Source organism: Cytobacillus firmus, assembly GCF_023612095.1.
Lineage (GTDB): Bacteria > Bacillota > Bacilli > Bacillales > Cytobacillaceae > Cytobacillus.
Window position 1 is genome coordinate 343,438 of sequence record NZ_CP086235.1, and the last position, 15,126, is coordinate 358,563.

Genomic DNA, 15,126 nt, shown 5'->3' on the forward strand with positions numbered 1-15,126 from the left:
GCCTGGTGGCCGGAGGAGCAGAGACAGAAGGTGAGGGAGATTCAGTTAAAATAAAAAGGCGTTCCGCAACAGGAACGCCTTCGCTATTTCCACTCGACCTCCGCTCCGCCGATCCTTTTCACCCCGCGGATACTGCTGATGTCCTCTGTCAGCTTAAGCGCAGCCTTGTCCTTGGCTTTGGCCTCGATCATAAAATCGATATCCCGGTTAAAGGTTTTCAGCACGTCGAGAAGGGGCCGGATAAAATCCAGGTCCACATAGTCGGCATGGGACCGAAAGGCCTTTTCGGATTTGGGCGAGGAGATATGAATTTTCGGCTTGAGTCCTGTTTTGTCCCATGTCTGAAAAATCTCCGGAAGAATTTCTTCCAGAGGACGGGTGCTGAGGTTCGCCATATGGTGATGATAATCGAATACAAGAGGGATGTTTTCCTTCTGGCAGGCCAGGAGGGTTTCATCGGCGGTATAGGTTTTATCATCATTCTCGAGTGTCATTTGCTCTTTGACATGAGACGGCAGCATCTTCAGGTTTTCATGGAACCGGTCAATGGTCGAGAGCTTGTCCCCGTAAGCCCCGCCAATATGGATGTTGATGACGCTTTTCTTTTCAACACCCATGGCCTCAAACATCCGGTAATGGTATTCCATATCTTTAACTGCATTCCGGGTCACATCCTCGCGCGGGGAGGTGAACAGTGTGAATTGATTGGGGTGAAAACTCACACGGAGACCATGTCTTTTTATCAAATCGCCAATCTCAAGCCATTTATCCTTGAAAGGTGTGACAAAATCCCATAACACCTCCGGATGTGTGGCCAGAGGGACTATGGAGCTTGAGAGCCGATACAGCTGAATTTCATGGGCGATATTAAAATAAAGCATTCGCAGCGTATTTTGCAGATTCACCGCTGTGACGGCCTTCAGCTTGTCCAGCTTTTCCTCCTCAGGCAGCTGCTGATAGCGTGTAAATGTTAATGTCCTGGCAGGAGATGCCTCCCACAAGCTGATCGCATGGGAAACATACCCGAGTCTGATTTTCAATTTGCAGCACCTTCTTTATGCCGGCCTCCTTTACAGAAAGCTTGCCATAGACCGGGCAAGCATTTCCTTGAATGTCCGCAAAGGATCCAGCCGGTTTAATTCTTTTAGCGTTAATCTTTTTGCATGGAGGATGTCTTTTTCCAATACAGCCCTGATTTGCTCTATGAACTCTTTGTCATAAATAAAGCAATTGATTTCATAATTTAAGAACAGGCTCCGCTTATCAAAATTGGCTGTTCCGATATCACTGATCTCATCATCGATTATTATCGCCTTTGCATGGTAAAAGCCCTTTTTATACTCATACACATAAGCGCCTTCTTTTATCAGTGTTCTTAAATAAAGATAAGAGGCTTCTTTTACAAGAATATGATCTGTCACGCATGGGACGAGGATCTTGACCGTGACGCCACGTTCCAGGGCATGGAGCAAATCTTTAAAAAGTCTTTTGCTCGGAATAAAATATGGAGTCCCAATCGTAATGCTCTTTTTCGCATTCCGTATTAACGATGAGAAGCTTTCTTCCAGAAAGGCCCCTTTATAAGCCGCAAACTGGTGGCGGTATTCACCTGAATGAAGCGCAGGAAAATAGACGCTGTTTGCGAGCAGGTCGGTCTTCGTTGCCTTATACCAGTCAGTCAGAAACTCTCTTTGCAGATCCTGCACGCCTTCGCCCCAAAATTTTAAATGGTAGTCACGCCACGGGTTCAGCTTTTTGTCCTGATTGATGTATTCTTTGCCAATATTAAAACCGCCGCTGTATCCGATTTTTCCGTCAATAACCGCAATTTTCCGATGGTTCCGGGCCTGAAATGAATAGAAGAGAAAGGGCAGCTTTGGCACATGCGCAAACGAAAACTTGATGCCGCTGCTCTTCAGTTCCTTAACGGTTTTTCTTTTGACAGGAAAGCTTCCGGCCCAATCCAGCAGCAGACGGACTTCCACTCCTTCTTTTGCTTTACCCTTTAATATGGATAAAAACTCCTTGCTGATTTTATCATCCTTCACAATATAAAATAAAATATGAATGTGCTTTTGCGCTTTTTTAAGCTCAGAGAATAAATCATCAAACAAAGCAGGCCCGTCTGTAAACAGCTCCATATCAGACTGCCGGATGGGGCATGAAGTCCGCTCAAGCTTTTTCATATGGCTTTTCCGGCCCCATGTAAAATCAATATAGAGCCACAAGACGATGACGAGCAAAACGGCCATAATGATATTCCAGACAGTCATTGCGATCTTCCTTTCGACAGGGTTTTCCCGTTAGTATTTCCTGCCGTGCCATTTCTATCATGGATTCTTGCCAAACAGAGAGGACTTTTCCGCTTAAAAAAAGAAATTAATAAATGGAAATAATAAAATTTTTCGAACAAGTTTTAAGAAAAATGGTTGACTGAATGCTCATTCATAATATAATGGGAGTAAGAGTAAATTCAGAAAATTATATTGTTTTTTAAATTTTCTAAGATGAGGAAAGGAGCACCATGCCCATGAACGGTTTATTATGGATCAACTTAATTACATTCCTTCTTGTAACCGCTTACGCTATCAGCCTGTTTGTCTATGTTGTGAAGACGCGGATTGAATATATTAAGCTTGGCAAAAAGGTGGAGTTTGACGGCAAGGTGAAAGAGCGCCTTGAAAAGATCTGGGTCAATGTTTTTGGCCAGAAAAAGCTTTTAAAGGATAAGAAAAGCGGCATCATTCACGTGATGTTTTTCTACGGCTTCATTCTTGTCCAATTCGGAGCGATTGATTTTATTATCAAAGGAATTAAGCCAGGTGCACACCTGCCGCTTGGACCTTTATATCCCGGGTTCACCTTTTTCCAGGAAATTGTGACCCTGACGATCCTTGTTGCGGTCATCTGGGCTTTCTACCGCCGCTATGTAGAGAAGCTTGTCCGCTTAAAGCGCGGATTCAAATCAGGCCTCGTCCTTATTTTCATCGGAGGACTTATGCTTTCCGTCCTGCTTGGCAATGGAATGGGCATGATCTGGCATGGCCATGAAGGAACATGGACAGAGCCTGTTGCTTCCCTGATTGCTGGCGGATTATCTTGGATGGGTGAAACAGCTTCGATTGCTGTCTTTTATATCGCATGGTGGATTCACTTATTATTCCTGCTTGCATTCCTGGTGTATGTGCCTCAATCCAAGCACGCTCACTTAATCGCCGGACCGGCCAACGTATACTTCAACCGTCTGGACAATCCGGGGAAACTAAAGGCAATCGACTTTGAAGATGAATCACAGGAAAGCTTTGGTGTCGGAAAGATTGAAGATTTTACACAGCATCAGATGATTGACTTCTATGCGTGTGTGGAATGCGGACGCTGTACCAATATGTGTCCGGCAACCGGCACTGGAAAAATGCTTTCACCGATGGATTTAATCCTGAAATTACGTGATCATTTAACAAATCACGGTGCTGTTGTCACGTCAAAGCAGCCATGGGTTCCGACATTCGCTTTTTCCAACACGAAAGGCAATCAGCTTGCGCTTGCAGCTGCCGGCCAGGGTGCAGAAGAAGCTGCGGCTGGTCTTGCATACAGCCCAAGCCTGATTGGAGAAGTCATTACAGAAGAAGAAATCTGGGCTTGTACGACTTGCCGAAACTGTGAAGACCAATGTCCGGTAATGAATGAACATGTTGATAAGATTATCGATCTGCGCCGCTACCTTGTGTTAACAGAAGGGAAGATGGACGCGGACGCACAGCGTGCCATGACCAATATCGAACGCCAGGGCAATCCTTGGGGACTGAACCGCAAGGAGCGCGAAGACTGGAGAGAAGCACGCGAAGATGTTCATGTGCCGACAGTGAAGGAAATGAAAAAGGCGGGAGAAGAGTTCGAATACTTATTCTGGGTTGGCTCAATGGGCTCTTATGACAACCGCAGCCAGAAGATCGCTCTTTCCTTTGCGAAACTGATGAATGAGGCCGGCGTCAAGTTCGCCATCCTTGGCAACAAGGAAAAGAACTCCGGTGACACGCCAAGACGTCTTGGAAACGAGTTCCTGTTCCAGGAGCTTGCCACTAAGAACATTGAAGAGTTTGAGAAAAATGAAGTGAAGAAGATTGTCACGATTGATCCTCATGCCTACAACATTTTCAAAAATGAGTATCCGGATTTCGGATTAGAGGCAGAGGTTTATCACCATACTGAAGTTCTTGCCCAGCTTGTGGAAGAAGGCAAGCTGAAGCCGCAATATGCAGTGGAAGAAACAATTACCTTCCATGATTCCTGCTATCTGGGACGCTACAACGAGGTGTATGATCCTCCGCGTGAAATCCTTAAGAGCATCCCGGGCGTCAAGCTTGTGGAAATGGAAAGAAACCGCGAAACCGGCATGTGCTGCGGAGCGGGCGGCGGCCTGATGTGGATGGAAGAAGAAACCGGACACCGCGTAAACGTTTCACGCACAGAGCAGGCATTGGCAGTCAATCCATCTGTGATCAGTTCAGGATGTCCATACTGCTTAACCATGCTGTCTGATGGAACGAAAGCGAAAGAAGTGGAAGAACAGGTTCATACGTACGATGTTGCTGAAATTCTGGAAAAGTCCGTTATAGGTGAAAGCCGGAATGTAGCATCCTAATATATTGAAAGTGGAAATTGAAGCACAGCCAAAATTCCTGTAATGCATTTTGAAGAAAAATGTTTTTGCCTGAATTTTGTGTAAAGTGTTTCAATTTCTGCTATTTTTCTAGTAAAATAGAAAATGATAAAGCGCTTACAAATTTTCTGGGTGACTGAAGTTCGGGTAAATCCTTTTGTTTCGCAGTTCTTTCGAGCGAGCGTTCAGTCAATGACCAGCACCTTCACAAACAGTTAACTTCAACTAGACCTGCAGCATAGACTCTATTTTTTTCTAATTAATTTTTCGAACATTTTAAATTAATAGTACAAAGGAGCGATTCTTTATGGGGAAAACCGTAATTCTTAGCGGAGTAAGAACACCTTTTGGAAAATTTGCAGGAGGGCTCAGCAGCTTTACCGCTTCTGATCTTGGCGGGTTTGCAGTTAAGGAAGCGCTGAACCGTGCCGGCGTAAACCCGGCGGATGTCGACGAAGTGATCCTCGGCACCGTTCTCCAGGGAGGACAGGGACAAATCCCTTCACGCCAGGCTGCCAGAAAAGCAGGCTTGCCATGGGAAGTGAAAACGGAAACGATCAATAAAGTGTGTGCTTCCGGCATGCGAAGCGTCACTTTAGGAGATCAGATCATCCGGGCGGGTGACGAGGAAGTCGTCGTAGCCGGCGGCATGGAGTCCATGAGCAACGCGCCATACATTCTGCCAAAAGCACGCTGGGGCCTGCGCATGGGTGATTCAACAGTTAAGGATTTAATGGTCCACGACGGATTAAGCTGCAGCTTCACAGGCGTCCATATGGGAACGTACGGAAACTCGACAGCGAAAGAATTCGAAATCAGCCGTGAAGAGCAGGACATCTGGGCGATGAGAAGCCATGAACGTGCGCTTGCTGCAATCGAATCCGGCAAACTGGCAGAAGAAATCGTACCTGTGGAAGTTCCGCAGAGAAAAGGGGATCCGGTCGTTGTTTCTCAGGATGAGTCTCCCGTAAAGATACTTCTTTAGAAAAGCTCGCTAAGCTCGGATCTGTTTTTAACTCCGACGGAACGATCACTGCCGGGAATGCGCCTGGCGTCAACGACGGGGCAGCAGCGTTGGTATTGATGAGCGAAGAACGTGCAGAACGCGAAGGCAAAAAACCGGAAGCTTATATTCTCGGCCATACAGCTCTGGCGGTGGAAGCCAAAGACTTCCCGCAGACACCGGGCCTTGTCATTAATGCTCTTTTGAAAAAGACAGGAAAAACCCTGGAAGAGGTTGACCTATTTGAAATAAATGAAGCATTTGCTGCCGTTGCTCTTACAAGTGGAAAAATTGCCGGCCTTGATGCAGAAAAAGTCAACGTCAACGGCGGGGCTGTGGCACTCGGTCACCCAATCGGTGCGAGCGGAGCAAGAATTATTTTGACCCTGATGCACGAACTGAAGCGCCGTGGAGGCGGAATCGGCATCGCGGCCATCTGCAGCGGCGGAGGCCAGGGAGATGCCGTGATGATTGAGGTTCCTAAGCAATAGTGAATAAGGATTAGCGATAACATGATTCGAGCCAAAACTTCAGCGGCCAGAAATGCAAATATAGAACAACCGCAAACCCAAGAACGGAGGATACAAAAATGAACGTAAAAAACATTATGGTAATCGGTGCTGGACAAATGGGTTCAGGAATCGCACAGGTATGTGCACAGGCAGGCTATAGCGTCATCTTAAACGACTTAAAGCCGGAGTTTGTGGAACGCGGCCTTGGCGTGATAAAGAAAAATCTTTCCCGCCAGGTGGAAAAAGAGCGCATGACAGCGGACGAGATGGAAGCAGTGCTGAAAAATGTAACCGCTTCAAGCGATCTGCAGGACGCCAAAAACGTAGAGCTCGTCATCGAAGCAGCGGTTGAAAACATGGAGATCAAAACGAAGCTCTTCAGCCAGTTGGATGAAATTGCACCAGAGCATGCGATTCTGGCAAGCAACACGTCATCCCTTCCAATTACAGAAATTGCAGCCGCAACCAAACGTCCGGAAAAAGTGATCGGCATGCATTTTATGAACCCGGTGCCGGTGATGAAGCTTGTGGAAATCATCCGCGGCCTGGCAACAGCTGACGAAGTGTACCAAACGATCGAAGACATTACGAAGACACTCAAAAAAGTGCCGGTAGAAGTAAATGACTTCCCGGGATTTGTATCCAACCGCATCCTGATGCCGATGATCAATGAAGCAATCTTCACGCTTTACGAAGGGGTCGCGACTAAAGAGGCCATTGATGAAGTGATGAAGCTTGGCATGAACCATCCAATGGGGCCGCTCACTTTGGCAGACTTCATTGGCCTGGACACATGCCTGTATATTATGGAAACCCTGCATGAAGGCTTTGGCGATGATAAATACCGCCCATGCCCGCTGTTAAGAAAATATGTTAAAGCCGGCTGGCTTGGCAAGAAGACCGGCAGAGGCTTCTACGTTTACGAATAAACCATTAGCCTTGGCCACCTGGAGCCTGGGCAGCATCGGAGGGTATACAAATGAACCTGAGATTTACAGAAGAGCAGGAAATGATGAGGAAAATGGTGCGCGATTTTGCTCAGGCAGAAATCGCCCCTTTTGTTGAAAAAATGGAGCAGGGCGAGTTCCCGAGGGAGATTCTCCGCAAAATGGGCGAGCTCGGCCTGATGGGGATTCCGATTCCTGAAAAATACGGCGGATCGGAAATGGACTTTACCTCTTACATTATCGCGATCCATGAACTGTCCCGCGTAAGTGCGACAGTTGGTGTCATTTTATCGGTCCACACATCGGTTGGAACAAACCCAATCCTTTATTTCGGTACGGAAGAGCAAAAGCAGAAATATATTCCGAAGCTTGCTTCAGGTGAGTATCTCGGTGCTTTTTGCCTCACGGAACCGAGCGCAGGCTCGGATGCCGGAAGCTTAAAGTCCCGTGCGGTAAAAGACGGAGATCAGTATGTCATTAATGGCTCAAAAGTGTTCATCACGAATGCCGGCGAAGCAGATGTATATATCGTATTTGCATCCACAAATCCGGAGCTGGGCAGCAAAGGCATCTCGGCTTTCATTGTTGAGAAGGATACGCCAGGCCTTGTATTTGGGAAAGATGAGCACAAAATGGGTCTGCACGGCTCCAGAACTCTGCAGCTGACATTTGAAGATATGCGGGTTCCGGCTGAAAATCTCCTCGGCAATGAAGGAGAGGGCTTCAAGATTGCAATGGCGAATCTCGATGCCGGAAGGATCGGGATTGCTTCACAGGCACTTGGAATCGCAGAAGCAGCTTTTGAAGCAGCCGCGGGTTATGCAAAGGAACGTGTACAGTTCGGCAAGCCGATCGCCGCTCAGCAGGGTGTCGGATTTAAGCTGGCAGACATGGCAACAAGTGTAGAAGCTTCAAAACTATTAATCTATCGCGCAGCAGACATGCGCCAGCGGGGTGTCAAGTGCGGAATTGAAGCATCCATGGCAAAGCTGTTTGCATCCAGAACGGCAGTGGACGTGACAACAGAGGCCATCCAGGTATTCGGCGGCTACGGCTACACAGAGGACTACCCGGTTGAACGCTACTTCCGCGATGCGAAAATCACCGAAATCTATGAAGGCACCAGCGAAATTCAGCGGATTGTCATCAGTAAACAGCTGTAAAAGAGCCTTTTTATAAAAATATCAACGAATCCATATAAAGCGAGGGACCAACAATGAATTTCCAATTAAGTGAAGAGCATGAAATGATCAGAAAAATGGTGCGCGATTTTGCCAGAAACGAAGTGGCGCCGACTGCTGCTGAACGTGACGAAGAAGAACGCTTCGACAGAGAGATTTTCGACAAAATGGCGGAGCTTGGATTAACAGGGATTCCGTGGCCAGAAGAGTACGGCGGAATCGGCAGTGATTACCTGGCTTACTGCATCGCAGTTGAAGAGCTTTCAAGAGTATGTGCCTCAACAGGTGTAACTCTTTCTGCCCATACGTCCCTTGCAGGCTGGCCGATCTTCAAGTTCGGAAACGAAGAGCAAAAGCAAAAATACTTAAAGCCGATGGCACAAGGTGAAAAAATCGGCGCGTATGGCCTTACTGAGCCGGGCAGCGGATCTGATGCCGGCGGAATGAGAACAACAGCACGTCTTGAAGGCGATCATTACGTCTTAAACGGCAGCAAAATTTTCATCACAAACGGCGGAATTGCCGATATCTATGTCGTGTTTGCCCTGACAGATCCATCCTCCAAGCATAAGGGAACAACAGCGTTCATCGTGGAAGCAGGCTTTGAAGGCTTCTCTGTCGGCAAGAAGGAAAAGAAACTGGGAATCCGTTCCTCACCTACAACTGAGATTATTTTCGAAGAGTGCAAGGTTCCGGTTGAGAATGTGCTTGGCAATGTAGGCGAAGGCTTCAAAGTTGCCATGATGACACTTGATGGCGGCCGCAACGGCATCGCTGCCCAGGCAGTCGGAATCGCTCAGGGTGCACTGGATGCTTCCATCGAATATGCCAAAGAACGCCAGCAATTCGGCAAGCCAATCGCTGCCCAGCAGGGAATCGGCTTTAAACTGGCAGACATGGCAACAAGCATCGAAGCTTCAAGACTGTTAACTTACCAGGCAGCATGGCTGGAATCAGAAGGACTTCCATACGGAAAAGAATCGGCCATGTCCAAACTTCTTGCCGGCGACACGGCCATGAAAGTAACAACAGACGCCGTTCAAATCTTTGGCGGCTACGGATATACAAAGGACTACCCGGTAGAACGCTACATGCGCGACGCCAAAATCACACAAATCTACGAAGGCACACAGGAAATCCAGAGACTCGTAATCTCTCGTATGGTAACGAAATAAGTTCTTAAAAGGACTGTTTTGTTGAAAGTTGTGCCTTAGAGCTGCTTTCTAAGTTTTAAGCAATGAGTTGATTGGAGCGGAAGGTGCGAGATCCTCGAAAATGCTATCGCATTTTCTTCGTGCGATGTTTTTTCAGGGAAGATTACTCAACGTCCATCGGGAGTAGCTGGACAGGTGAGACCCCGCAGACGCGGAGCGTCGAGGAGGCTCACCGCCTGCCCCGCGGAAAGCGAGCAGCCTGGAGCGGAAATCAACGGGCATAATTCATAAGCTAAAACAAATTTATAAATAGGCATATGAATGGTGGGAGGCGGTAGGTAACAATGAAAAAACGGGAAGTGCAGGCTTCTGTTAAAGATGAGCGTCTTGTCAAAAAAAGACGCGATCAGATGATTAAAGGTGCCGTCACCCTTTTTATCCAAAAAGGGTTCCATCGTACAACCACTAGAGAAATCGCAAAGGCATCTGGTTTTAGTATTGGAACGCTTTATGAATACATCCGGACAAAAGAAGACGTCCTGTACCTGGTTTGCGACAGCATATACGACCAGGTAGCCGAGCGGCTACAAAAAGGCCTTGATACAAAACAGGGCACACTTGAAAGCCTGAAACAGGGCATCGCCGATTACTTCAAAGTGGTCGACGAAATGCAGGATGAAGTGCTTGTCATGTACCAGGAAGTAAAGGCGCTGACAAAGGACGCCCTTCCATATGTGCTCAAAAAAGAAATTGAAATGGTCGGCATGTTCGAGCATGTCATTACCCTTTGCGTGGAGAACGGAGAACTGGACCTGCCGGAGGAGAAAATCAAAATGATCGCCCATAACATTTTTGTTCAGGGGCAAATGTGGGCGTTCCGCCGCTGGTCCCTGCAGAAAATGTACAGTATCGACGAGTATATCCAGCTGCAGACCAATCTTCTTTTCCAGGGAATAAAGGATTCAGGCAAGGTGTCGGAAAAAGCTTAAGAATAGTGCAGGGCTTGGCCTTGCGTTTACGGACAAGGAGGAGAACGATGAGCAATCCAGAAGTCTATAAGCCGAAAAATCATATTCGTTTTGTGACGGCTTCCAGTCTATTTGACGGACATGATGCTTCCATCAACATTATGCGCCGCATCATCCAGGCAAGCGGGGCAGAGGTCATCCACCTCGGCCATAACCGTTCTGTGGAGGAAGTCGTAAATGCTGCCATCCAGGAGGATGTGCAGGGAATCGCCATTTCCTCTTATCAGGGAGGACATGTGGAGTACTTCAAATATATGTATGACCTTCTGAAGGAAAGAGGCGCATCCCACATCCGCATTTATGGCGGCGGAGGCGGTGTCATCATCCCGAAGGAAATCAAAGAATTGCATGATTACGGAATCGCGAGGATTTTCTCGCCGGAAGACGGCCGGAAGTACGGTCTCCAGGGCATGATTGATCAAATGATTAAGGATTGTGATTTCCCGACATTTACAGCTGAAGCATCCGAGCAGATTGAAAAGCTTCAGGATGGAGAAACCAATGCCATCGCCAAGCTGATTACACTGGCTGAGCATCAGGTAACCGTAGGCAAGGAAGCGGCAGCAGCGCTTGAGCCGGTTATGGAGAAAGTGAAATCACTCGAAAAGCAGGTTCCGGTTGTAGGGATTACAGGAACGGGCGGTGCCGGAAAAAGCTCGCTGACAGATGAGCTGATCCGCCGTTTCATTAATGAAATTCCGGAGAAAAAGATCGCGATTCTTTCAGTGGATCCGACAAAGCAAAAAACGGGCGGTGCGCTTCTTGGCGACCGTATCCGCATGAACGCCATCTTTAATCCGCGCGTCTACATGCGAAGCCTGGCAACAAGAAATTCCCGCAGTGAGCTGTCGCTTGCGATTCAGGATGCCATTTCAGTTGTCAAAGCAGCCGGTTTTGATTTGATTATTGTGGAAACAAGCGGAATCGGGCAGGGAGATGCCGGCATTACCGAAATTTGTGATGCTTCGATGTATGTCATGACAAGTGAATTCGGGGCGCCATCCCAGCTTGAAAAAATTGATATGATCGATTATGCCGATTTAATCGTCATTAATAAATTTGAGCGCAAGGGCTCAGAGGATGCGATGCGCCAGGTGCAAAAGCAGTACCAGCGCAGCCGGATGCTTTTTGAAAAAGAGCTTGAAGACATGCCTGTCTACGGAACCATTGCGAGCCAGTTCAATGACCCGGGTACAAACGCGGTGTTTGCGGCACTGGTCGAAACGATAAATGAAAAAGCAGGTACAGATTGGAAAACCAGTTTTACGAAAAACGCAAAGGTTGAAAAGCAGAATGTCATTATCCCGAATGATCAGCGCTATTATCTCCGCGAAGTATCTGAAGCGGTCCGCGGCTACCATAAAAAAGCCGAGGAGCAGACTGATCTTGCCCGCAAACTGTTCCAGCTTGAGGGAGCACTGCTTGCTGTAAAGGAACAAGAAGGAAATGAAGAAGTCATTGTCTCTCTTGAAGCCATTAAATCCGCTGCAGAAGAAAAGCTGACGGCTGAAACAAAGAACATTCTGGCAGGCTGGGAAGATCTGAAGGAAAAATACTCAGGAGAGCAATTTGTGACGAAAATCCGCGATAAAGAAATCGTGACCGTTTTAAAAACAAAGAGCTTATCCGGGCTGTCCATTCCAAAAGTGGCACTGCCTAAGTACAAGGATTACGGAGAAATCATCCGCTGGGTATACAGAGAAAACGTGCCGGGTTCATTCCCTTATACAGCCGGTGTTTTCCCATTCAAACGCGAGGGTGAAGATCCGAAGAGACAGTTTGCCGGTGAGGGTACGCCTGAACGGACAAACCGCCGTTTTCATTATCTTTCCAAAGATGATGCTGCAAAGCGCTTGAGCACAGCCTTTGATTCGGTAACCCTCTACGGGGAGGATCCTGACTACCGCCCGGACATTTACGGAAAAGTCGGGGAGAGCGGAGTCAGCATCTGTACGCTTGATGATATGAAGAAGCTGTATGCCGGCTTTGACCTGTGCCATCCATCTACATCTGTTTCGATGACTATTAATGGGCCGGCGCCGATTATTCTGGCCATGTTCATGAACACGGCGATTGAACAGCAGATTGAGGCAAAAGAGCAGGAGCTTGGCCGTGTGCTGACAGTGGAAGAGTTCACCGAAGTCAGGGCGCAAACACTGCAGACGGTCCGCGGAACCGTTCAGGCTGATATTTTAAAAGAGGATCAGGGACAGAATACTTGTATCTTCTCGACAGAGTTCGCTTTAAGAATGATGGGGGATATTCAGCAGTACTTCATTGACCACAAGGTCCGCAATTACTACTCAGTATCCATTTCCGGCTACCATATCGCGGAAGCGGGCGCTAACCCGATTTCACAGCTTGCCTTTACACTGGCAAATGGATTTACGTATGTGGAGTACTATTTGAGCAGAGGCATGAACATCAATGATTTTGCACCTAATCTGTCATTCTTCTTCTCGAATGGACTGGATCCGGAGTATACGGTGCTTGGCCGTGTGGCCCGCCGCATCTGGGCAACGGTTATGAGAGATAAATACGGTGCAAACGAGAGAAGCCAGAAGCTGAAGTACCATATCCAGACTTCAGGTCGTTCCCTGCATGCACAGGAAATCGACTTTAACGATATCCGCACAACGCTGCAGGCGTTAATGGCGCTTCAGGATAACTGCAACTCGCTTCATACCAATGCGTATGATGAAGCCATCACGACACCGACGGAAGAATCTGTCCGCCGGGCAATGGCCATCCAGATGATCATTACAAAAGAGCATGGCTTATCGAAAAATGAAAATCCGCTTCAAGGCGCATTTATCGTGGATGAGCTGACAGATCTTGTGGAAGAGCAGGTGCTGAGAGAGTTCGAACGCATCAATGACCGCGGAGGCGTTCTTGGTGCCATGGAAACTCAATACCAGCGCGGCAAAATCCAGGATGAGTCCATGTACTATGAAATGAAAAAGCATACTGGCGAGCTTCCGATCATCGGAGTTAACACGTACTTGAACCCAAATCCTCCATCAGAGGACGAAATGAACAACATGGAGCTTGCAAGGGCAACGAAGGAAGAAAAAGAAACACAAATCCGCAACCTGCGCAGCTTCCAGGAGCGCAACAAAGACAAATCGGAAGAGGCACTGAACCAATTGAAGGAAGCAGCAGTCAGCGGCGGAAACATCTTCGCCGAGCTGATGGAAACCGTCAAAGTGGCAAGCCTCGGCCAGATCACCCGTGCATTATACGAAGTGGGCGGGCAGTACCGCCGAAATATGTAAAAACAGGGCCTGCGCTGCAGGCCCTTGTTTTCTGCACTATTTTTTAACATAGAATTAATATAAAATACATCCATATCCTATATAATGGAATCAATACATAGCAATGCACTTCGGGAAGCCTGGGATGTGAAAATATGAAAAAAATCATGCTCTACGCAGCCATACTTGCCGCTGCTGCAGGTGTTTACTTTTTATACGGAAAACAGCTGGGAGCCATAGCATTCTTCCTGCTCTCCATCTACTTCACCTGGCTCGCCTATAAAAAATGGGACCGGCCGCTGAGGGGCAGGAGAAAACGGAGGGCAGATTAGCATTAACGGATAATAAAAAAAGTTATTGTCTTGCAAATACAATAAAAGTTTTTCTGCTGAGTTAATTGGAGCGGAGGGCATTTGATCCTCGAAAATGCTAACGCATTTTCTTCGTGCGGTGTTTATCCGAGGAAGCCTATTCAATGTCCTGCGGGAGGAGAGGGAGCGGGAGACCCCGCAGGCGAAGCCGAGGAGGCTCCCGTTCCTCCCCACGGAAAGCAAGTGCCCGCAGCGGAAATTAACGGACATCAATCAAAGCCCTATTAAGGTAATTTAAAATCAGAATAAATCGCATAAAAATACTCAGAACAGCAGATATAACTGGCATAAACCGTAAAAATTTGTTTATAATGAAGAATATGCCTTCTTGCAGGCTGTCCGCATGCATGTGCAGGGCCCTGCGGAAATTCAACTTATATAGTTTTAATTAGCGCGCTTATGAGCGTTTACATAGGGAAAGGAAGTGCTGATATTGAGTTTGGAACAGTTCTCAAAAGAAGAATTGCTGGATATGTCATTAATCGAAGTGGCTTATGAACTTCTGACAAGCCAAAAAGAACCAATGGCCTTTAATGACATCATGAATCAAGTAGCTAAACTTAAGAACCTTTCAGAGGAACAAGTCAAGGGGAAAATTGCGCAGTTCTATACAGATTTAAATATAGATGGCCATTTCATTGGATTGGGTGATAACCGCTGGGGTCTTCGTTCATGGTATCCGGTTGACCAATATGAAGAAGAAGTCGTAACCGTAATCAAGCCTAAGAAGAAAAAGGCGAAGAAAAAGGCCGACGACGATCTCGATCTTGAAGATTATGATGAACTGGATGAAGAGGATATCGACTACGACGATATCGACGGATTCGAAGATGATGATCTGACTGAAGACGATGATGACGATCTTCTCGACGATGACGATGATCTTGAAGATGATGACGATTTCGAAGATGATGATATCGTGGAAAAAGAAGAAGAATTCGACCTTGGCGATGAAGATGAAGAGCTAGAGGAAGACGAAATCGACGAAGACGAAGAAGAAGATTTATAACCTTGAC

Annotated in this window: 10 protein-coding genes and 1 pseudogene; 9 read left to right on the forward strand and 2 right to left on the reverse strand. The window is 47.2% G+C overall.

Annotated features, from left to right (window positions below):
* Positions 1 to 83 precede the first annotated feature (83 nt).
* Together uvsE and cls are read right to left on the reverse strand one after the other, a co-directional pair.
* Positions 84 to 1,040 (reverse strand): UV DNA damage repair endonuclease UvsE, encoded by a 957-nt coding sequence (gene uvsE / locus LLY41_RS01835; protein ID WP_304586755.1) that lies wholly within the window; start codon positions 1,038 to 1,040, stop codon positions 84 to 86.
* Between the two features lie 30 nt (positions 1,041 to 1,070).
* On the reverse strand, positions 1,071 to 2,273 hold the full coding sequence (gene cls / locus LLY41_RS01840) for a cardiolipin synthase (protein WP_304586756.1): 1,203 nt from the start codon (positions 2,271 to 2,273) through the stop codon (positions 1,071 to 1,073).
* Between the two features lie 257 nt (positions 2,274 to 2,530).
* On the opposite strand from cls, the gene LLY41_RS01845 reads away from it, so the two are divergent.
* From LLY41_RS01845 to rpoE, 9 genes and pseudogenes are all read left to right on the forward strand, one after another.
* Entirely contained in the window at positions 2,531 to 4,642 is a 2,112-nt protein-coding gene (locus LLY41_RS01845; protein WP_304586757.1) for a (Fe-S)-binding protein, read from the forward strand.
* Between the two features lie 325 nt (positions 4,643 to 4,967).
* Positions 4,968 to 6,154: pseudogene (locus LLY41_RS01850) on the forward strand (acetyl-CoA C-acetyltransferase).
* A 98-nt stretch (positions 6,155 to 6,252) separates the two neighbouring features.
* A complete protein-coding gene (locus tag LLY41_RS01855) occupies positions 6,253 to 7,104 on the forward strand; it encodes a 3-hydroxybutyryl-CoA dehydrogenase (RefSeq protein ID WP_095243197.1) in 852 nt (283 codons plus the stop codon).
* A gap of 50 nt (positions 7,105 to 7,154) precedes the next feature.
* A complete protein-coding gene (locus LLY41_RS01860; RefSeq protein WP_304586758.1) occupies positions 7,155 to 8,285 on the forward strand; it encodes an acyl-CoA dehydrogenase in 1,131 nt (376 codons plus the stop codon).
* A gap of 53 nt (positions 8,286 to 8,338) precedes the next feature.
* Complete coding sequence (locus tag LLY41_RS01865; RefSeq protein WP_095243199.1) at positions 8,339 to 9,478, forward strand: acyl-CoA dehydrogenase; 1,140 nt, start codon at positions 8,339 to 8,341, stop codon at positions 9,476 to 9,478.
* A 323-nt stretch (positions 9,479 to 9,801) separates the two neighbouring features.
* Entirely contained in the window at positions 9,802 to 10,446 is a 645-nt protein-coding gene (locus LLY41_RS01870; RefSeq protein WP_095243203.1) for a TetR/AcrR family transcriptional regulator, read from the forward strand.
* A gap of 47 nt (positions 10,447 to 10,493) precedes the next feature.
* A complete protein-coding gene (gene icmF, locus LLY41_RS01875) occupies positions 10,494 to 13,760 on the forward strand; it encodes a fused isobutyryl-CoA mutase/GTPase IcmF (protein ID WP_304586759.1) in 3,267 nt (1,088 codons plus the stop codon).
* A 134-nt stretch (positions 13,761 to 13,894) separates the two neighbouring features.
* Positions 13,895 to 14,071, forward strand: a complete 177-nt coding sequence (locus tag LLY41_RS01880) for a hypothetical protein (protein ID WP_304586760.1) — start codon at positions 13,895 to 13,897, stop codon at positions 14,069 to 14,071.
* Between the two features lie 472 nt (positions 14,072 to 14,543).
* On the forward strand, positions 14,544 to 15,119 hold the full coding sequence (gene rpoE / locus LLY41_RS01885; protein ID WP_304586761.1) for a DNA-directed RNA polymerase subunit delta: 576 nt from the start codon (positions 14,544 to 14,546) through the stop codon (positions 15,117 to 15,119).
* The last annotated feature ends 7 nt before the right edge of the window (positions 15,120 to 15,126 follow it).